A 20,683-nucleotide genomic window follows, 5' to 3' on the forward strand; every position below is an offset into this window, starting at 1 on the left:
CCCCTATATCGCCAACTACTTACTTTCTACAATGAATCTCTCCCATTCTGGTTCCAATAAAGGCAGGTTGTATTTTCTAACAGATTTCTAGCCATGCAAAAATGGCCCTAGGAATCCTAGGGCCACCAAGCTTATTTTACTTCCACGGTTTTCTTGGCAATAACTAAATATCCATTATCTAAATAACCACGTAAAACAAGGGTAACTTCGCCTTTTTTCCAATCAAAGTCTTCGCGTTCGAATTTGAAATGGCCCTTTTCGGCTTGCTTTTGTAATCCATTATTCTTAGGATCAGCTGCTACACCATTTAATGTGACGCTAGAAACATCAAAGGAGAGAGATTCAAAGCCTTCCGGTAAGATAGCTTTCACGGTAAATACCCCTATGTTTCCTTTAATAACTTTCGGTAATACCTCAAGAGTAGCTGGAATGTACACAACAAATTCCTTCTCCACTTTGGTTGTCCATCCTGCTCCATCTGTTACGGTAACAAGAAGCTTGTATGCACCTGGTTCATCAAGCGTGATTTGATCACCTTTTTGATGGGTTATTCCGTTAAGCGTAACCTCTTCTACAGCTATTCCAGACAGGTTATCTGTTGCAAGGTAATCCACTGTGAACGTTGAGCCAAGCTCCTGCTCACTTTGGATATCAATAGAAACCGTTGGAGCAGTTTTATCAATCTTCACTTCTATTGTTTTTGCTTCTTCTATGTTGCCTGCGTTGTCTACGCTGTAGAACTTGACTTCATTTACACCTTCTTCGCTAACAGTAAACGCTTTTCCTTCTGCGAATTCTGATCCGTTAATAGAATAAAAAGTCTTTGCTACTCCGCTAAGATCGTCTGTTGTAGCTAGTTCTACCGCTACTTCTCCTTGATTCCACTGATCGATTACATTCGATACAGTCTCTGGAGCTTCCGTATCAATCTTCACTTCGACCGCTTCTACTTCTTCTACATTACCTGCGTTGTCGACACTGTAGAACTTCACTTCATTTACGCCTGCTTCAGTAACGGTAAATGCTGTTCCTTCTACGAATTCTGCACCGTTGATAGAATAGAAGGTTTGTGCGACTCCACTTAAATCGTCGGTTGCCGATAATTCAACAGCCACTTCTCCCTGATTCCACTGGTCAGTAACATTTGATACCGTCTCTGGAACAGTTTTATCAATCTTTACTTCGACTGTTTTCACTTCTTCTACATTTCCTGCGTTGTCCACACTGTAAAATGATACTTCATTTATGCCTTCTTCAGTAACTGTAAACGCTATTCCTTCTACGTATTCTACACCGTTGATAGAATAGAAGGTTTGCGCCACACCACTCAGGTCATCAGTTGCTGTTAATTCAACCGCTACTTCTCCTTGATTCCACTGGTCAGTAACATTTGATACCGTCTCTGGAGCAACTGTATCAATCTTTACTTCTTCTGTTTTCACTTCTTCTACATTCCCTGCGTTATCCACACTTAAGAAGGAAACTGTATTCACACCTGGATCACTTACAAAGACTGTAGCACCTTTAACATATTCAGCACCATTAAGGGAGTAGTATGTTGCTTTAACTCCGCTATAATCATCGGTTGCTGTTAGTTTTAATAGGTATGACTCGTTCAACCACTCGTCCGTTACGTTCGAAGTAGTTACCGGAGGTGCCTCATCAATCTTCACTTCCACTGTTTTCACTGCTTCTACATTGCCTGCTTTATCCACACTGTAGAATGAAACAGTCGTAACGCCCGCTTCACTAACTACTAAGCTAGTACCCTCAACAAAATCAATACCATTTAAAGAATAGTAGGTATTTGCAACTCCACTTAAATCATCTGTTGCGGTTAATTCTACAGTAACAGCCTCACGTTTCCACGTATCAACTACATTTGATTCCGTTACTGGGGCAGTCGTATCCTTTTCTCCAACTTCGACAACAACTGTGCTTCCTGTGTCAGCCTCTTTACCAGTTGGAGATACCGGAACGATAATAAACGTATGTTCACCTAATTCCACATCTTTTAAAGTTAACGAATCATCACTTGTATTACCAACAAGAACTTGTTCACCATTTACTTCTTCATACACATTATATGAATCCGCATCCTTAACAGGATCCCAGCTTAGAACAACATCGTCACCATTTGCTGTTGCTTTTGGAGCATCTGGCGCCTCTAACACTGGTTCAACATTGCCAGTAACCTGGTTTGAAAAAGGTGAATCTCCATACTTACTATGTGCAATTACCTCATAGGTATAGGAACCATAAGGCATATTGTTAAATACGATACGGGTATTCGGTGTAGGCTGGATCAACGTACGTACACCATCCACGACCCGATATACATCGTACGAAGTTGCATAATCCACTACATCCCACCAAAGAGCAATAGACTTAGCATCCTGATTCACGAATACTTGCACATATGGTGCCACTATTTCAGGATAAACAATCGACGCTTCCACTAGAGAAGCCTGTGCTGATTCACCAAAACGATCACTGTAAGAGGTGATTTCATATACATAACCGCCTTCTGGTAAATTATTAATCGCTGTATACGTATTGTTAATATCAGAAACAAATTTTCGCTCACCATTTATTACCTGATATAACTTATAGCTTGTTGCATATTCTACTTTGTTCCATTTTAAATAGAGAGTATCTACATTTAAGACCGAGCCTGAAAATCCTTCTGGTTTTTGCATATCTGGATGAATCACTTGCTGCTCCAAACGCGCAGATGCTGATTCACCAAAACGATCACTATAACCAGTTACTTCATAAATATAGTTTCCTTCTTCCATATTAGGTAAACTCAGCTGCGGATAAGGTGTCTGTGTAAGTAAGACCCTTGATCCGTCAATGATTTGGTAAACCTTGTAGTACGTTGCATAATTTACTTTATTCCAACTTAAGGTTCCATCATTTCCATTTGTTATCGATAAATTTAAATTCCCTGGGACCAGTACATCTGGGTGGACAAGAGGAACCTCGATACCCGCAGCATTTTCTGATTCCTTAAAGGTATAGCTGTAAGAAGTCACTTCGTAAAAATGGATTCCTTCTGGTACATTTGTAAGTGTCACATTTAAATTAGTCGTTGATGTAACCAGCGTACTCTTGTTATCTTCAACTTTATAAATATTATACTTATTCGCGTGGTTAGAACGATCCCAGCTTAAGGTCACGTCATTGCCGTTCGCTACAGTATATTTCAGATTAGCAGGTGCCTCCATATCTGGATACACAATATCTGCTTCAACACGGGCTGCCTGTTCGGATTCTCCAAAAATACTATTATAGGATGTTATTTCATAGATGTAATACCCTTCTGGCATGGTAGTAAACGCATGGGTTGTCTTCTCTGTAGTCGTGACTAAAGTTCTTACCCCATTCACAACCTTATAGATTTTATAATAATGGACATAACTTGCACTATCCCAAGTTAATGTTAAATCATAGAATCTTTCAACCTTTGATTGGATATTGCCAGGTGCTTGCATTTCTGGATAAATAATTTCGATTGAAACAGGCGCAGAAAGTGGTGACTCTTGACCACTGACAATGGCTGATACTGCGAACGTGTATGTACCCTCTTTTAAGGATATAAACGCCTTATTCGTTGTAGGTTGTGCAGCCAGCGTTTTCGTTTCACCACTCAATCGGTACACTTTATATCCTGAGCTGTAAGGGACCGCATCCCATTCGACCACAGCGCTGCCAGGATAACGTTCATATACTTTTACATTCGTTGGTGCCTGCAAACTTGCAGCATAAACTCCCATTACAGGCAGTAACAGTTGAATGAATAGCAATAGACTAATAATGGCTGGAAGCTTTCTCATTTTTTTCACTATAAACCCTCCTTTAAAAAAAGTAATAATTTTTATCAAAAAAAAGAGATTTAAGACGCCTTAAATCTCCTTTTTTATTTGTTAACGAAGTAATTGAAGAACTGCCTGTGGCTGTTGGTTAGCTTGAGAAAGCATTGCTTGAGCTGCTTGAGAAAGAATATTATTCTTAGTGAATGTCATCATCTCTTTTGCCATATCAACATCACGAATACGTGACTCAGCAGATGTTAAGTTTTCAGCCGTTGTGCTTAAGCTGTTATTGGTGAATTCAAGTCGGTTTTGAACCGCACCCATTTTAGAACGCTCTGCTGCCACCGTTTCAATCGCTGTGTTAATCGCTGTGATTGAAGTGTTAGCTGCAGCCTGGGTTGAAATGTCTGCACCGCCAACTTTAAGGTCATCTCCATCTGTTAATGCTACGGTAGCTGTGAATACTGTCGTACCCTCGTCACCTTTAAATGCAATTCCGTCTGTAGAACGTGCTACGACTTCTCCGTGTGTATCTAATAGGACGTTATCAGTCGCATTGTAAGTATAAGAACCTGCTTCAAGTCCAGCATTATCGAATGAAGCGGTAGCTTTCACATTTGTTCCATCATAGCTTAACGTACCAGATTTAACCGCTTGGCTAAATGTAAAGGTATCATCACCAGCTGTTCCATCAAATGCCTTAGTAGTAAAGGTCAATCCATCCGTACTAGCTGCGACAACCTTACCGTTTTCATCCTTCACTTCATAATTTCCAGCACTTCCTGAAACACTGTAAGTTCCAGCCTTTAATGTATCACCTGTTGTTGTACCGCCAACAGTAACAGTGCTAGATTGTTCGATTCCAACTTTACCTGCAACACCCAAGCTAAATGACTGAGCATCACCAATCTGAATGCTCATATTCTGGTCCTGGTTCGCACCAATTTGGAAAGTACCGTCAAATGAACCATTTAATAGTTTCTTACCATTAAATTCTGCAGAGGAACCGATACGTCCTACTTCTTCAGCTAATGTATCGATCTCAGCTTGAAGTTTTACACGGTCAGATGATGTGTTTGTATCGTTGGCAGATTGTACTGCTAGTTCACGCATACGTTGTAAAATAGAATGTGTTTCGTTCAGTGCACCTTCAGCTGTTTGAAGTAAAGAAACACCGTTTTGTGCGTTCTTTTGAGCTACTTCTAATCCGCGGATTTGTCCACGCATTTTTTCAGAGATAGCTAGACCAGCTGCGTCATCACTTGCACGGTTAATACGAAGGCCTGATGATAATCTTTCCATGTTTTTCGCTGCTGCATTGGACCCAGCGGTTAATTGACGATGTGTGTTAAGTGCTGCTACGTTCGTGTTAATTCTCATTTTATGTACCCTCCTATTGTTGAGGAATATTTTCCCTCTGTACTTTATATATCGACAGGATTTTGGAAGCTGTAGAGGGGTAACTGGAAAACTTTTTAAAGAAATCTTCTTTTATCGAGAGGTTCATTTTTAAAAAGTAAAATAGCCAGGCGAATACCTGGCTATTTCTCAAAATCTATTTAATAGCGATTTTCCTTCTTTCGTTTTCCATTGCGACGATTGTTTTCAGTAAGCGTTCTTCATCACTCGCTGAAAGATCAACAAATTGGATACCGTACAAAACTGCACGTTTTTTGATATTTTCAATTTTGCGTACAATTCTACCGTTTAACATGAATTCTTCATGATCTAAGTAAAAATGAACCTTGACGTAGACCTTTTCCCTTAACGGAAAGTCGTAGTCACTGAGAATCCCCACACCACCTGCACTAACATCGACAATTTCACAGTAGACATATTCATTTACACTCAAACTTCCAATCTTTAAAACTTCCATGAGTGTATTTTTGATGTTGATTCGGAATCGAAAGTTATCTCTTCTGTTCGGCGGCTTCACCACTTTTTGTGCAGTCCTTTGTCTCTTTTTCCTATTAATATTTGTCAATAGTATAATAGAAGAAACTAGAAAAATGAACCCGATTGCAGCTATTTTAATAAACTGTATTTCCTCCATATGCTCCCCTTATTCAAAACATCCCCACCTTAATTCTAAGATGGGGAAACATGATGTAATTTTTATCTTAAAAAGTCGGCCAGGCTCTGCTGAAGGATCTTTCCGCCTGCAGAGAGTGATGCTTGCAGTAGTGTTTCTTGACTGGACAGCTCCGTGAAAGCTTTTGAGATATCCGTATCCTCGACGGTTGATAGCATTTTCTTATTTAATAGCTGTGATTGCTCCAATTTATTCGACGCCAGCTCAAGCATATTTTGATTGATTCCAACTATCGTTCGCTGGGTAATCACATGATCCAATTGTTGATCAATTGAATTTAAGAGTGCCCCTGGATTTTCGCCGTTCTCCAATGTTTGCGCCACCACGTCAATGGTTTCAAACAAGTTTTTACCGTCTACTGAAAGTCCAAAAACAGAGGATGCATGGACATTACCTTTTACACTAAGTCCTTGACCAACATTCCACTCCTTCACGATTGGGTTGCTTGGCTGCAAAGCACCATTTTGATAGGGCTGTGTATTCAAGTCTGTCCCTGAAAAAAGATAGCCGCTTCCATATGCTGTATTCGCAATATTCCCCACTTGATCGATCAGCGATCTTACTTCCACAGCAATATTTTTCCTATCGCTTGGATTATTCGTGTCATTGCTGGCTTGAAGAGTGAGCTCACGAACCCTATGCAGTACATTCGTGACATTCCCCAGCTCACCATCCATCGCTGAATTCCAACTAATACCATCTTCAACATTTTTTTGATATTGCTCAATTTGCGATAATGAGGAACGATACGATAATCCCTTTAAGACTTCACCAGGCTGATCTGAAATCCTTTCATACTTCTTACCTGATGAAATTTGCCCATGTAGTGTCTCCATTGACTTGTTGCTATGATGAAGGTTTTGGATAAATTTCTGACTGATCATCTGCTGAGTAATGCGCATCCTTCTCCTCCTTTCAATATCTTATTTCATTCCATTAATCAATGTATTTAACAATTCATTCACTGCTGATACATAGCGGGCTGCAGCATTATAAGCCTGCTGATAGCGAACCATGTTCGTCAATTCTTCATCAATCGATACTCCAGATACTGATTGTCGGCGATGGTCCACCTGCTGTACCATCTTGACAGCATTTTCAGCGGACTGCTGAGCAGTTTGAACGTCGGTACCTAATTGACCGATGATCCCTTTGTAAAAATCACCGATGGTAGCATCCGTTCCGCCAATGTTCATTTTTTGAAAAAGAGCCTCACTCATCGCTTGCGCATTCGAGCCATCCCCAATGGTATCCGAGGAAGCTGCCGCTACCTTTGAAGGGAAATCCACCAGGATCGGGTTTATTATCAAACTTCCTGCATTTCTTGGAGACTTGGTTGGATCATCCTTATCAACAAAAAACAGAAGTTTTTCTAAAGGTGCATTCGGATCGGAGCTTCTCTTCTTGATATCATCTAAATTCCTCGCCTCATCTCCAGCATGAATGGCATTCATACTTTCAGCAAGGGTCATCGCTAATAGGTCGATTTTTGCTCGTAAATCAGGAATGCTGCCAACAGTGGTCCCATTGATCGTATACCCATGGGTTTCTAGCAAGCCCTTGATTTCCCCTCCTGCTAATTCAATATCCGTCCCTGCGATTTTTGCGCTGCCGGTTTGAAGGTCCAGAGTAAATACACTTGTCTCGTTCTCTGCTACCAGCTTTTCACTGCCAATAGAAATATTCACCCTGCCATTTTGTGCTGGTGTTACTTGGATATCGACTAGTTTTGAAAGTTGATCGAGCAGCACATCTCGTCGGTCCATCAAATCATTCGGCTGAGTGCCTGCGCCAATGTTTTGGGCAATTTTCAAATTTAGCCCAGCCACCTCGTTGGCAATGGTGTTGATCTCATTGGTTTTTCCTTGAATTTGATCGGCCAGGATGGTTTCGTTTTGCTCAAGTCCGGTATAAATCTCATTGAATTGGCCTGCCAGTTCTTTGCCGTTCGCGACCACAACTACGCGGGCCGATAAATTTTCCGGCTGCTTAGAAATCTCCTGCAAGCCCTGCCAGAAACGGTTAAGCGAACTAGTGAGACCTGAATCACCTAGTTCGTTGAAGACATTTTCGATGTTGGAAAGTGCACTTGCCTTTGCTTCCCAATATCCAGCCTCTTTCTGCTCATTCTGAAATTGACGGTCTAAATACGATTCGCGAATCCGCCGAAATTCCGATACTTCCACTCCAGTGCCCATCTGCATCGGAATGGTCCCGTTATTAGGATTCGGAGATGCTAACGGGTGTGTTGCCTGTAAAACGGCTTCCTGTCTCGTATAACCAATTGTATTGGCATTGGCAATGTTATGCCCCGTTGTGCTGAGTGCGGTTTGTTGGGATAAAATCGCTCTTTTTCCGATTTCTAACCCATGAAAGGTTGAGTACATCTTTTTTCTCCCCTATGCTTTTAAATCAAACAAACGAGCATATTCCCTTGAATCTTGGGCTGCTGCTTCTGAACTATAAAGACCCGAATCCTTTGATTGTGGCAGCATTTGCTCGATCATGAACTGTGTATAGGTTAAGGACTGCTGTATCAATTGCTGATTAAGATTGTTTACTTTATCAATTTCTTCAAATAAACGCTGAAGTAATTTCAGTTTCGATGACCACTCAGCCTTTGTCACTCCGTCTGGCTGTTGTTCAATTAATTTCGAAAGTGGAAGATAGGATTTGTCGTGCTCTAATACTTCCATTCTCATCTCGTCTGCTTCTTTGATTTTTTTGATAAGCTTGGATTCGTCCGCCATGATAGCAAGCAGCGGATTGATTTCTGCAGAAATTAGGATGTCCTGCTTTTTTTTTGCAGTTTCTAATAATGTGATATGCAGGTCGGTTAACATCTGCAAAACTTCTGTGAGGCTATTCATCGATTTTCGCACCTGTCTTCCAAGCTGAGAGTAATTTATCCGCTAACTTTTCACTGTCTACTTTGTAGGTGCCATTGGCAATTTGATTTTTCAACTGCTCTATTTTTGCCTCTTTTTCTTTTTGAATCTGAAGCTTTGCTTCACTTGATAATTCTACTTTGTCAGCTTGTGGTTTGTTTATTGCTTCTTCCCTTTTTGGCTGGTTATTCTTTTGGTATGCCTGATATGCCGCATCAATTCGATTAATTGGATTGATTTTCATAAAGTCCGCTCCTTTTAACTCTATCCATACTTTTTGTATCGGCAGTTTATCGTTTACTGTTTAGAGTATTTCTTACTTTTTTCAAAAAAAGAAACGGCAGCACTGACTACCGTTGCTTGATTGATATAAATTCCGTTATGACCTCATGATCCCATTCGCGATTCCCATCATCTGATCCGCATAGCTGAGTGCGCGGGCATTGGCTTGATAGCCTCTTTGTGCCTTGATCATATCAGTCATTTCCTGATTCAAATCCACATTGGACGATTCTAAAAACCCTTGTCTGATTTGAGAATTAGAAGGAACAGCGGTAACGGCTCCCCCCGTTAATCGGTACACCCCGCCATCATCCTTTAACAGCTGCGGATTACTGAAGTCAACCAAACCGATTTGTTGGTTTGTCCCCGTAATGGTTCCATCGCTTGCCACTACAAATTCATTTTCCGTGCTCCATTCAATTGGATTTCGATTTTGATCAAGAAGCGCATCACCATGGGCGTTTACCAGCTGAAATCGACCGCCTCCAACTGGTGATTGTTGAAAAGCTCCACCTCTTGTATACAAAATTTCCGTTGTTGTTCCTGTGGTTCGTTGGACTTGGAAATAGCCGTTCCCTTCAATCATGAAATCAAAGGGCTGATCCGTTTGCTTAGGAATACCTTGAGTTAAATCCAATGGCGTTGCCGCCAGACGCGATCCAAAGGTAGTTCGAATGCCCGGCGGAGACAAACGTCCCACCTCCTGTTGAGCCTCTGCTTGGTTTTGAATCGAAACGGTTAGATTGTCAGAAAAAGTGGCTTCTCTGCGCTTAAAGCCTGTCGATTCCAGATTCGAAATATTAGTAGCAATGGTATCTAACTTCCCTTGGTAGGCGCGAATACCAGACGAAGCAATAAATAAAGATGTATTCATAGCTTTAGACCCTTCCAATCGTGTTTAATTGTTCTAGTGTTTTATCGTAGGCTTGAAGTACCTTTTGATTTGCCTCATACAACCGAATATTTGTCATCATTTCGGTAATCGTTTGGGAGGTATCAACGTTCGATTGCTCAATCATTTTATGATGCAGCTGTAAACCGGCTGGGAGAGTCTGTGCAAGCATACCTGGACCTGCCCCCTCTAACGCATAAAGACCATTATCTTTTTTAACTAATTGATCCGGGTTATTGACCACCATGATTCCAAGTGAGGCAACGATTCTTACCCGTGCTGGGTCATCCGGGTTTACGATGATATCCCCATTATTTTGGATGGTCACATTTCCAGTGGTCAAATCTTGGTCGGAGATAGGTCTGCCATTTTTCCCTAAAACCAAATCTCCGGATGAAGTGGTCAGCTGTCCATTTTCATTGACGGAAAACCTTCCGTTTCGCGTAAATTGGAAACTGCCATCAGCAGTTTGTACAGCAAAAAAGGCAGCTGGTTTGATGGATTCACCGTTTTCCAAAATAGGAGGCAGGTTTTGGTCGTTAATCGCAACATCAAAAGGCATATTGCTATTCACCAGACTTCCCTGTGAAAAAAGTGGTAAGGTTTCTTGATTATAGACTCCCATGGACAATGTACCGATTTTTGGTGTTTCTCCTGAAGTTTCTGTTTGTCGAATGCGTTCTAGTAACATTTCTGGGAAGGAACGCAGCGGACTTGAGTCCTGTTTAAACCCTGGGGTTTCGACATTAGCCAAATTATTCGTAAGTGCATTTTGGCTCCTCTGTAGCGCAATCATCCCAGAGGCAGCGGTATCAATTCCTCGAAGCATAGTCGAACTCCTCTCTACATGTATAAGTTTACTAAAAGCCCTTTAATTTCTCCGATCGTCTTCAAAAGGCCGACGGAAGTAGTTTGTTTTTCCATCACTTGCTCCGAAAGCTTAATCAACTGTTGGTCAATTTGTTTAATTATTTTTAGTCTTTTATCTCTACCATTGGAGTGAAATGACCGATACTCTTCTATGGAGTAACCATTTTGAACGACTTCTTTTAAAAAGTCTTGAATGCTTTGTTTAAACGCCAGTAAATCCTTTACTGATTGCGAGGTACTTAACCGAATACCGTTTTGCTCCAAATCCTTGAGTAGCGTTTGTAAACGATCCTTTGTTAAATCAGCTTGTGATTCTTGAAAAATTTGTTGAAAAGAAGGGGATTCTTTCCCTTTCTCCCGCACTGGAATAAATCGATCCTGATTGATAGCTTGACTTTGTTGGATCTTCAAGCGGATTCCCCTTTCATGGTTAAATTTTCCGTTTCACGTAGAATGAAATTTATTAAAACTAAATTAAAGATAAACTAAAGGAGAAATTTATGTCTAGTATTTTTGGAATTTTATTGGCACTCGCAGCAATTGGTATAGGGATGATTTTAAAGGGAGCACCACTTGCATCCCTGAACAATCCTGCGGCATATCTGATTATTTTTGGCGGGACAGCCGCTGCGATACTTATTGCATTTCCGTTCCGAGAAATTAAAAAATTTCCGATTCTGTTAAAAATTGCTCTGGTGGAACCGAAACTTCCTTCGAAGGCAGAACAGATTGCTAGATTAATAGAATGTGCGGAGATGGCCAAAAAAGAGGGGTTTTTAGCTTTAGAGGAAATCGCAGAATCAACGGACGATCCTTTTTTTAAAAAAGGGCTCGAAATGATCATCGATGGCTATGATGCGGATTTCATTGAGGAAGTGCTATTCGATGAAGTCGAGGCGATTGAACAGCGTCATAAAACAGGCGCCCTTATTTTTACCCAAGCGGGTACGTATGCTCCGACGCTTGGTGTACTTGGGGCCGTAGTCGGTTTAATTGCTGCTCTCGGCTCATTATCCGAAATAGAAAAAATCGGTCATTCGATTTCAGCAGCTTTCATTGCTACCTTACTTGGGATTTTTTCCGGTTATGTCCTTTGGCATCCACTAGCGAACAAATTAAAGAGACTTTCCAAACAAGAGCAGGAATTAAAGCTGATTATCATTGAAGGGCTGCTCTCTATCTATCAGGGAGTTTTGCCTAGTGCCTTGGAGAAAAAGCTGACGGTCCATATTCCACCGTCTGAACGGGTTAAAGCAGAAAGTCAACCGGAAGAAGATGATTATTTTGAGGAGAAATCGGCATGAGGAAACGGAAAAGGGCCTTTAACACTGACCATGATGAACATTTTGATGAATCCTGGCTGATTCCATATGCTGACCTATTAACACTGTTATTAGCATTGTTCATTGTCTTATATGCAGCCAGTACCGTTGACAAAGTAAAATATCAATCCATCATGGAATCCTTTCAATCTGAATTAACAGGGACAAAAATAGAAAGTGTACACGCTGGTCTTTCCCCCAATCCTTCTTCTCCTCAACCGGAGGTCGGATTACCCGAGGAAGAAACGAATGATAAAGAACTAGATGTGTTGAAGCAGCAGCTTGAAAGCTACATCCATACCAACAATCTGCAGGATATGGTCTCTCTAGAGGATACGGAAAAAGGGATTGAAGTGTCATTAAAGGATGTCATTTTATTTGATTCTGGCAGAGCGGATTTGAAGGAACACTCGTTCCAAACCCTAAACGGGCTTGTCGGCTTGATTAATACCGTTCCTAATCCAATTAGCATCGAGGGTCATACTGACAATGTTCCGGCACATAATACAATCTATACTTCCAATTGGGAATTGTCTGCCGCTCGAGCCGCCAGTGTTCTCCACTACTTTGAATCTCAAAAGGTTCAAGCAAATCGCATGCAATTTTCAGGATTTGGAGAATATCAGCCGCTTTATCCAAATGATACGGATGAAAACCGCCAGTCAAATCGGCGGGTAACCGTTGTGATTTTACGAGGCAGTTAATTTTCTGCGACTGGAGGATGCAGCTGTGAAAAAGGTTGTTATATATGGTTTTAGTCTATTAGTTTTCTGTTTTTCAATATTGGCAGATGTAGGTACAGGAGGTAACATGGATGAAGTTGCTACTCCTTTCACCAAAGTGGTTCTGGCCAATGAAATCCAATTGGATGTACCATTACTTAATCAAATGGAAGAACCCCGGTTATTTAACGGCTGCGAAGTAACAAGTTTGGCCATGTTACTTCAATATTGGGGAATCGATGTGAATAAAAATCAACTAGCGGCACAAATCCCACGTGTCCCACTCCAATATGGGGATGGGCAAAATGGAAATCCCAATATGGGATTTGTCGGAAATATGGAGGACGGTCCCGGGTTAGGTGTCTACCATGGACCTATTTTTTATTTGGCAAATACCAATATTACGGATCAGTTGGTGGTTCAAAATCTATCAAACTATCCTTTTTCGGCCATTCTGAAAAAAATAAATCAGGGACTGCCCGTTTGGGTGATTACCACCAGCAACTTTTCACCAATAGTAGATTTCGAGACTTGGACTACTCCACAAGGAACTGTTGGGATTACCTTCAAAATGCACAGCGTCGTCATTACCGGCTATGACCAAGAATACATCTATCTTAACGATCCCTATGGAACAAAAAACAAAAAAGTAGACAGAGAAAATTTCATCGCCTCATGGGAGCAGATGGGCTCACAAGCAATCGTCATCGAACCCAAATAAAAGGTGCTAAATGATAAATTTATTAAACTTTCATAACAAGGTTGCCGATACAGTAGAATACTAAGGAATATTCACCAAAAATAAATAAATACATTAATCGTACGAAAAGGCAAAATGACCGAAAGGTGATGACGCAAAACTGCAGGGGCTAAAGTTAAAAACCAGGCTAGCCAGTTACCGAATATGTAACCCGTCCTACGATTATGTGAAAAATGGAGGAAAAAATAATGTTAACTTTTATTGCAGGTGTAATCACAGGATCTTGTACAGCGATAATCATAATGAGTCTAATGTCAGTAGCAAAAAACGCCGATCAACAAATAGAAATGCCAATACCAAAAGAATATCGAATAGAATAGGGGACTGTCCGCCTCAGGTGGACAGTGTCCACGGGCGGTGCCTGTCACCCTGTTGTTTAGCATCCAAGCATTATCAGGATCTTACAGATAGAATGTCTTCTATCGTCGGTATTGCAGTAATGGCTCCTACCTTCGTACATACCAAGGCACCTACTTTATTACTAAAACAAACGATTTCTTTAAGTGTTTCGAAGTCTTCGATCTCAGGTTTACCTTTTGCGAATTGGTATAAGGTTGCACCAACAAATGCATCACCAGCACCCGTGGAGTCAATGGATTTTATTTTTACACTTGGAACGATTTCGCTCTTTTTCCCATTTGACAAATAGGTTCCCTCACTCCCTAATGTCACAGCAACTATTCTTGCACCTAACTCATGAAGAAGATCCGTTCCCTCAGCCAGGTTATTAATCCCCGTAATCAGTTTTAGCTCCTCATCACTTACTTTTACAAAATCAGCTAAGCCGATTCCCTCCTTTGCCATGTCGATAAATGCAGGAATTCTGTTTTTCCATAGATCTTTTCGATAATTTGGATCAAATGAAATAAATTTCCCTTGTTCCTTCACCTTACGCATGACATGAATATAAGTGGATTGAAAGGGATCGCTTAATAACGCAGTGGCAGAACCAAAATGATGAATAGCTGCCCCATTTAGCTTATCTCTATCAATTTCTTCCTCTACTAAAAAGGCATCAGCCCCGCGATTAAATACAAAATCTCTTTCGCCATTTGCCTGTAAGGAAACAAAGGCCAATGTGGTTGGATGGAAATCATCGAACACGACCATTGATGTATCTACTTTGGCGTCATCAAGTGTCTTCTTTAGAAATTGCCCAAATGGGTCATTCCCAACTTTTCCGCTAAAAAGAGCTGTACCTCCTAATTTGGCAATCGTCGCACAGACATTAGCCGGTGCTCCTCCAGCTTGTTTTTGAAAACTTTGCCCCTCTATTAAGTTAATGTCCACATCAGTACAGAAAAAATCGATTAATAATTCACCCATGCATATAATTGATGAACTCAAACCAAACACCATCCTTTTAAAAAATAAAGCTCTAACCATTTAAGCGATTAGAGCTTCCACACTTCACTTACTTGCTCCAAATAGAATCAAGTTCCGTTATTTTTAAATGCGAAACATTTGTAGTTCCTTCATTTGAAAATAAAATTAGCTCTTTGCTTGATTCACGCGGGAACAATAAGCTTGTAATAGCAGCCTCACCATTGTTTGCAAACACCTCAATAGAAGAAGCATCTAAAAACAATTGAAGTTTCAACCTTTGCTGATCCAACTTTAATAGGGCTTCCTGTACAGCTTGGAAAGATGTCGAAAAGCTATGTTCCCCAGAAAGTGTTCGGTCGACAAATAACTTCTCTTCTACTGCATTATAACCAATGACCGTTTTTTCTTGTTCAGAATGCTGTATGATTAATCCAAATTGGCTTGAACTTACTTTTTCAAATTCGATAGTTATTTCCATTAAAGACTGAGTTAAAGGGATTGAAACACGGATCCCTGATTCAACTGACATTTTTGAATAAGATTCCGTTTCTTTTCTAATCTTACTCACCTCTGCAACGGGTTGCTGGAATAAACGGACGCCAGCCTCGGTTGTAGCCAAGGATAATTCTCGTGGTAACGTCATCGCACTTCTCCAAGACTCTGTTGGAACTTGATTGGCATAGCGCCAGTTACTCATCCAGCCAAGATAAATACGTCTTCCATCTTGGATATCAGACCAGCTTACACCCGCATAATTATCCCGGCCGAAATCTAACCAGAGAATCGTCGAATCGTCATGGTCATTCACAAAAGTGGTTCCATCAAACTGGCCGATGAAATATTGTGTTCGGGAACCTTCTGCTGTTTGACCGTTATCACCGATACTTACAATCATTACCCACTTTTCTTGTCCGCCATCTACTGGTAGTTTGAATAAGTCTGGGCATTCCCATACGCCATCATGTGAACCAGCAGTATGTCCAAATTCACTGGCAAACTCCCATTCCTTTAAGTTAAGGGAAGTATAAATCGTAATGGTTTGACCCGTAGCCAGTACCATCACCCATTTATTGGTCTCTTCATGCCAAAAAACTTTAGGATCACGGTAATCGGTAAGGCTCACGTCTGAAAGGACAGGATTCCCTTCAAACTTCACCCACGTTCTTCCATTATCCTTACTGTATGCTAAGCTTTGCTGCTGAAGCGGTCGATCAGAATCAGGGTAAGTGCCGGCACTCGTATAAAGGGCAACCATTCCTGGGTTATCTTTTTCAAAAAAGCCTGTGGTATTTTTCCAATCTACGACCGCGCTTCCTGAAAAAATGGCACCTAGTTCATCCGGATATAAGGCAATCGGCAGGTTCTCCCAATGAATCAGGTCCTTGCTTACCGCATGTCCCCAGTGCATCGGTCCCCAGGTCGTACCAAATGGATGGTACTGATAGAACAAATGATATTCATCATTAAAAAAGACCATTCCATTCGGGTCATTCATCCACTTTTCTTCTGGTGAAAAATGAAATTGTGGACGGTACTGCTCATTATAGGTTTGTATCATTTTTTTATCGCTCCTTCTATCTATTACATTAGTAAAAAGGGCTGTACAATTGCCAAAGCACTTGACACAGCCTCGAGACTATTTACCGGGTATTATTCCTAATTTCGATCGTAACCTTTTTGCTTAATCTCAAGCCATTCTTGTAATCCAAGTCGATCCAATTCTGCTAGATACTCATTCCATTCTTTTTCAACGCCGCCATTTGCAATCCATTCGGCACGTTTTCGCTTAATATAAGCAAACAAATCTGTTTCGATCACAGAAAGTCGATCTAGGTCTTCAATTGAGAAAAATACACGCGGGTAAATATTATCGGCTTCCATGTAAGGAACCATTACTTCTTTCATTAAGTTCAATCTCCAAGCAGCATCATCTGGTTTGGTAGTCACAGTACCGTAGTAGCTGTCTAAGATCGCTAATGGCCCGCCGACAGATGTTTTTTCTCTTAATTCAACGGGTGCTGTACCTTCTAAAGGAAGGTGTTTTAACATTTTTGAAGCCTCATCCATTCCAAAAATGTTTTGTTGCTTTTCGTCACCATACGTACCCCAGTTATTCTGTACGGATTGAGACGGATCATAAAGCTGGTCAATCCACTTTGCTGTTAATTCTAGGTTTTTATTTGCTGATGTAACGACTAAACGTGAGCGGTCAAAGCCCATTCCATTTGTTCTTGCAACATTTTGATGACCTTCTGGACCTTTTAATGGAGCTAACAGGTCGTAATCATCGCCCATTCCAGTGATATTTCCTTTATCCCATGTAAAGTACAAACCATATTTTTTGTCTCGGCCTTTGGCAAGATACGTGTTCCAATCATGCTCAAATGCCTCAATATCGATTAACCCTTCATTGTATAAATCATTAAACCAGCTAATGGCCTTTTTATAGCTTTCATCAGCCGCAGTAAGTTTTACTTCTCCATCGTTGGTTACAACCGTGAAATCCCAGTTATCGCCTAGACCAAATGCACCGAATAATGAATGGGGATCCTGCCCGCCATCATTAATGATGAATGACATGGGGATCTCGTCCGCTTCACCATTACCATTTGGATCCTGGGTTTTAAAAGCGAGTAAGACTTGCTTTAACTCTTCTGTTGTTTTTGGAACCTCTAATCCTAATTTGTTTAACCATTCCATATTAATCCATGGGAATGCATCAAGAGAGTGAATACTTTCTTTTCCTTCACCTAACTCCTCAATCCATGGGAATGCATAGATATGACCATCAGGTGCCGTCATCATTGCTTTGTATTGTGGTGCTTTTTCAAGGACAGCTTGTAAGTTTGGCATATACTGAATTAAATCCTCAACTGGAACAATAACTCCATCCTTCGCATGCTTTAATAGTTCATAGTCGCTGAAGGCCGAATTAAAGATTGCATCAGGAAGCTCTCCGCTGGCAATCGCTAAATTTCGCTTTTCAGCAAAAACATCACCTGTATAATTTCTCCAATCAATTTTTACACCTGTTTGATCTTCTAAGCGTTGGAAAATCAACTTTTCGTTAGGATCCTCAGGAGCTAATGGTGAACTGGATGTCATAATCTTTAATGTTTTTTCCTCTTTCAAGGGGAACTGTACATCTGTAAGCTTATAATCCTTAGAAGAGAAACTTTCGCTTCCGCCGCTTTTACTGCTGCAGCCGGTAAGGATTAAAGCCCCTGAAAGTAGTAGAGTTGAAGCTGTTGTTAACATTCTTTTTTTCATCATAAACCCTCACTTTTTTTATTTTAGTGAACCAACCATAACTCCCTTTTCAAAATACTTTTGGAAGAATGGGTACATAATCAATAACGGTAAACTTGCAATCACAATCGATGAATAACGGATCATCTCCGAAATTCTCATTAACTCGTTTCTAGCCTCGACATCCGCAACCATTCCAGGCTGAACTTCGTTTTGAATCAGAATCGAACGCAATACTAATTGCAGTGGATGTAATTCTCGATCATCAAGGTAGATCATGGCGTCGAAGTAAGCATTCCATTGTCCAATGAAGGCATATAATGCTAGAACAAAGATAATCGGTTTGGATAAAGGTAAAATAATACTGAAGAAAATTTTTAAATCGGATGCCCCATCGATTCTCGCTGCTTCCTTCAGCTCATTTGGAACCGCTTTAAAGTAAGTTCTAGCGAGAATAATAAACCAGACATTAACAGCCCCGGGCAGGATAATCGCCCAAATTGTATTCAGCATCCCTAAATCACGAATAACAAAATACGTTGGAATCAAGCCTCCCCCAAAAAACATGGTAAATAAGAAGAAAATCATAAATGCCTTTTTACCAACTAAACCTTCTATTGATAATGTGTAACCTGCAAAAAGACAAACGAGTACGGTCACAATCGTAAATCCAGTTGAATAAAGAAGTGAGTTGAAAAATCCTCTCACAATGGTGTCATCGGTAAAGAGCCGCTTATAACCTTCTAATGACCAATCAGAGGAATGTAACGATAGTCCCTTTCGGATGATTGCATTCGGTTCTAGGAAGGACGATAGAAAGACATATAATAGTGGTCCTACTATGGCAAGGACGATAATCGTTAGTAGAATATTATTGGTCAAAAGCAGCATTCGGTCGCCTTTTGCATGTTTGATTTGGTTGTTCATACTTTTCCTCCTTCCTTAAACGAGTCCTTCGCCTTCGTTTAGTTTCTTAACCACTTGGTTAACTACACCTAGTAAAATCACATTCACTACAGCATTAAATAATCCAACAGCGGTCGCAAACGAATAATCACCTGCCAGCAGCCCTCGTTTATAAACATAAGTCGCGATAATTTCTGATGATGGTGAATTCATCGACGTTTGCAGTAAATAGGCTTTTTCAAAACCAATTCCCATAATCCCTCCAGCCGCTAAGATAAACAAGACAGCCATCACTGGCTTAAGCGTCGGAAGATCGATATGCCATATTCGCTGCAGGAGTGACGCCCCGTCAAGTGTTGCTGCTTCATGAAGCTGCGGGTCAACGTTCGCAAGTGCGGCAACATAAACAATCGATGCCCAGCCTGCCCCTTGCCAAACCCCCGACCAAATGTAGATGGATCTAAAATAATCAGGGTCTGACATGAACGAAATCGGCTTATCTAAAAAGGTTGATAACAACGCATTAATAGGTCCAACCGGTGATAGAAAAAGAAAGACCATTCCCGAAACGACAACCACAGATATGAAATGCGGTGCATATAGGGCTAACTGAACATTCTTTTTCACACTCGATTTTCGCAGTTGGTTTAACATAAGAGCCAATATAATGGGAATAGGAAATCCTATCAATAGTTCAAAGGAACTTAACTTAATGGTGTTCATTAATATTTCGATGAAATTAGGCGACGTTAGGAAACTTGTAAAATGTTTAAATCCTACCCATTCACTACCCGTAATCCCTCTAATCGGACTAAAATCTTTAAAGGCAATCGTCGCTCCGTATATGGGGATGTACTTAAAGATAATTGTAAGAATAACGGCAGGAGCAATAAGCAAATAAAGGATGTAGTTCTTTTTAATGTAAGTAAGGTTCTTGCTTAGTTTTGTAGTTGTTGCTGGTTTATTAACCTGTATGGTTTGGGTTTGCTCTGCTTTTACTATTTCTTCCACTCTCTTACCCTCCTATCAACTTAGTTCCGTTGAAAGCACTTTCAACATGGGTTAAATATAACAAAATGGAGAGAATGAAGAGTTTAATATTTTTGGTTGATGTATTTTAATATTTTCGGGAGTTGATATCGCTTTCACTTTATTTTTTCGATATGATAGGGAGGAGAAAGGATGTGGGATATGCCATACAAGGTTCGGAGTGAATCATTTGTATTGAAGATTTTACGAATTTTGAACAAACGAATGAAATTAACCGGGGATGATCAAAGGTATTATCAAAACCAAGAAAAAGGATATAAAGGGGAAGTTCAGTTTGATAGGTTGACAGAGAAACTTCAGCGTGAGTGTCATATTTTAAATGATTTGCAACTTGAAAATAGTAAATCTAGTTTCCAACTTGATTCATCCCTCATTTTCCAAGGGACCTATTCCCTTTTTGAAGTAAAAAATTTCGAAGGCGAATATGTTTATGACGAGGAATATTTTAAAACCCCCAGCGGACGAGATATCCAGAACCCGCTAGACCAGCTAAAACGTAGTTAGTT

The 20,683-nt window shown here is 40.5% G+C and carries 20 protein-coding genes and 1 riboswitch; of the genes, 5 read left to right on the forward strand and 15 right to left on the reverse strand.

All coding sequences use genetic code 11. The annotated features are described in order from the left end of the window. Positions 1 to 131: 131 nt before the first annotated feature. The 10 genes from ACY3XC_RS17475 to ACY3XC_RS17520 form a co-directional block, all read right to left on the reverse strand. Entirely contained in the window at positions 132 to 3,839 is a 3,708-nt protein-coding gene (locus ACY3XC_RS17475; RefSeq protein WP_464869779.1) for an OmpL47-type beta-barrel domain-containing protein, read from the reverse strand. A gap of 90 nt (positions 3,840 to 3,929) precedes the next feature. Beyond that, entirely contained in the window at positions 3,930 to 5,198 is a 1,269-nt protein-coding gene (locus ACY3XC_RS17480; RefSeq protein WP_464869685.1) for a flagellin N-terminal helical domain-containing protein, read from the reverse strand. Between the two features lie 175 nt (positions 5,199 to 5,373). Then, positions 5,374 to 5,871, reverse strand: a complete 498-nt coding sequence (locus tag ACY3XC_RS17485; protein WP_464869686.1) for a PilZ domain-containing protein — start codon at positions 5,869 to 5,871, stop codon at positions 5,374 to 5,376. A 62-nt stretch (positions 5,872 to 5,933) separates the two neighbouring features. Then, a complete protein-coding gene (gene flgL, locus ACY3XC_RS17490; protein WP_464869687.1) occupies positions 5,934 to 6,812 on the reverse strand; it encodes a flagellar hook-associated protein FlgL in 879 nt (292 codons plus the stop codon). Positions 6,813 to 6,833: 21 nt separating this feature from the next. Then, positions 6,834 to 8,297, reverse strand: coding sequence for a flagellar hook-associated protein FlgK (gene flgK, locus ACY3XC_RS17495; RefSeq protein ID WP_464869688.1), 1,464 nt, complete (start codon positions 8,295 to 8,297; stop codon positions 6,834 to 6,836). A 12-nt stretch (positions 8,298 to 8,309) separates the two neighbouring features. Further along, positions 8,310 to 8,780 (reverse strand): flagellar protein FlgN, encoded by a 471-nt coding sequence (locus tag ACY3XC_RS17500; protein ID WP_179156777.1) that lies wholly within the window; start codon positions 8,778 to 8,780, stop codon positions 8,310 to 8,312. Continuing rightward, the gene (gene flgM / locus ACY3XC_RS17505; RefSeq protein ID WP_464869689.1) at positions 8,773 to 9,042 is read right to left on the reverse strand and encodes a flagellar biosynthesis anti-sigma factor FlgM; all 270 of its coding nucleotides are present in this window, start codon (positions 9,040 to 9,042) and stop codon (positions 8,773 to 8,775) included. The genes ACY3XC_RS17500 and flgM overlap by 8 nt, the downstream gene beginning before the upstream one ends. A 135-nt stretch (positions 9,043 to 9,177) precedes the next feature. Beyond that, positions 9,178 to 9,954: a flagellar hook-basal body protein gene (locus ACY3XC_RS17510; protein ID WP_464869690.1), complete on the reverse strand. Its 777-nt coding sequence runs from the start codon at positions 9,952 to 9,954 to the stop codon at positions 9,178 to 9,180. Positions 9,955 to 9,958: 4 nt separating this feature from the next. Further along, entirely contained in the window at positions 9,959 to 10,801 is an 843-nt protein-coding gene (locus tag ACY3XC_RS17515; RefSeq protein ID WP_464869691.1) for a flagellar hook-basal body protein, read from the reverse strand. Between the two features lie 14 nt (positions 10,802 to 10,815). Further along, entirely contained in the window at positions 10,816 to 11,253 is a 438-nt protein-coding gene (locus ACY3XC_RS17520; protein ID WP_464869692.1) for a YaaR family protein, read from the reverse strand. 89 nt (positions 11,254 to 11,342) lie between these two features. Between ACY3XC_RS17520 and motA the strand changes: the two genes are divergently transcribed. The 4 genes from motA to ACY3XC_RS17540 all read left to right on the forward strand — a co-directional run bounded on the left by motA (position 11,343) and on the right by ACY3XC_RS17540 (position 13,966). Next, entirely contained in the window at positions 11,343 to 12,146 is an 804-nt protein-coding gene (gene motA, locus ACY3XC_RS17525) for a flagellar motor stator protein MotA (protein ID WP_464869693.1), read from the forward strand. Beyond that, entirely contained in the window at positions 12,143 to 12,868 is a 726-nt protein-coding gene (locus tag ACY3XC_RS17530) for a flagellar motor protein MotB (protein ID WP_464869694.1), read from the forward strand. The genes motA and ACY3XC_RS17530 overlap by 4 nt, the downstream gene beginning before the upstream one ends. A gap of 25 nt (positions 12,869 to 12,893) precedes the next feature. Then, on the forward strand, positions 12,894 to 13,607 hold the full coding sequence (locus ACY3XC_RS17535; protein ID WP_464869695.1) for a C39 family peptidase: 714 nt from the start codon (positions 12,894 to 12,896) through the stop codon (positions 13,605 to 13,607). A 98-nt stretch (positions 13,608 to 13,705) separates the two neighbouring features. Beyond that, a riboswitch (cyclic di-GMP riboswitch) is annotated at positions 13,706 to 13,789 on the forward strand. 45 nt (positions 13,790 to 13,834) lie between these two features. After that, positions 13,835 to 13,966 (forward strand): DUF3789 domain-containing protein, encoded by a 132-nt coding sequence (locus tag ACY3XC_RS17540; protein WP_179156784.1) that lies wholly within the window; start codon positions 13,835 to 13,837, stop codon positions 13,964 to 13,966. Between the two features lie 73 nt (positions 13,967 to 14,039). Here ACY3XC_RS17540 and ACY3XC_RS17545 read toward each other — a convergent pair whose 3' ends face one another. The 5 genes from ACY3XC_RS17545 to ACY3XC_RS17565 form a co-directional block, all read right to left on the reverse strand. Next, on the reverse strand, positions 14,040 to 14,972 hold the full coding sequence (locus ACY3XC_RS17545; protein ID WP_464869780.1) for a carbohydrate kinase family protein: 933 nt from the start codon (positions 14,970 to 14,972) through the stop codon (positions 14,040 to 14,042). Between the two features lie 88 nt (positions 14,973 to 15,060). Next, on the reverse strand, positions 15,061 to 16,530 hold the full coding sequence (locus ACY3XC_RS17550; RefSeq protein WP_464869696.1) for a glycoside hydrolase family 32 protein: 1,470 nt from the start codon (positions 16,528 to 16,530) through the stop codon (positions 15,061 to 15,063). 98 nt (positions 16,531 to 16,628) lie between these two features. After that, complete coding sequence (locus tag ACY3XC_RS17555; RefSeq protein WP_464869781.1) at positions 16,629 to 18,242, reverse strand: ABC transporter substrate-binding protein; 1,614 nt, start codon at positions 18,240 to 18,242, stop codon at positions 16,629 to 16,631. 18 nt (positions 18,243 to 18,260) lie between these two features. Next, positions 18,261 to 19,148, reverse strand: coding sequence for a carbohydrate ABC transporter permease (locus tag ACY3XC_RS17560; protein ID WP_464869697.1), 888 nt, complete (start codon positions 19,146 to 19,148; stop codon positions 18,261 to 18,263). Between the two features lie 15 nt (positions 19,149 to 19,163). After that, positions 19,164 to 20,102: an ABC transporter permease gene (locus ACY3XC_RS17565; RefSeq protein ID WP_464869782.1), complete on the reverse strand. Its 939-nt coding sequence runs from the start codon at positions 20,100 to 20,102 to the stop codon at positions 19,164 to 19,166. A gap of 207 nt (positions 20,103 to 20,309) precedes the next feature. On the opposite strand from ACY3XC_RS17565, the gene ACY3XC_RS17570 reads away from it, so the two are divergent. Next, positions 20,310 to 20,681 (forward strand): nuclease-related domain-containing protein, encoded by a 372-nt coding sequence (locus ACY3XC_RS17570; protein WP_464869698.1) that lies wholly within the window; start codon positions 20,310 to 20,312, stop codon positions 20,679 to 20,681. Positions 20,682 to 20,683: the final 2 nt, after the last annotated feature.

The sequence above is a fragment of the Bacillus sp. CZDM1 genome, from assembly GCF_055502545.1.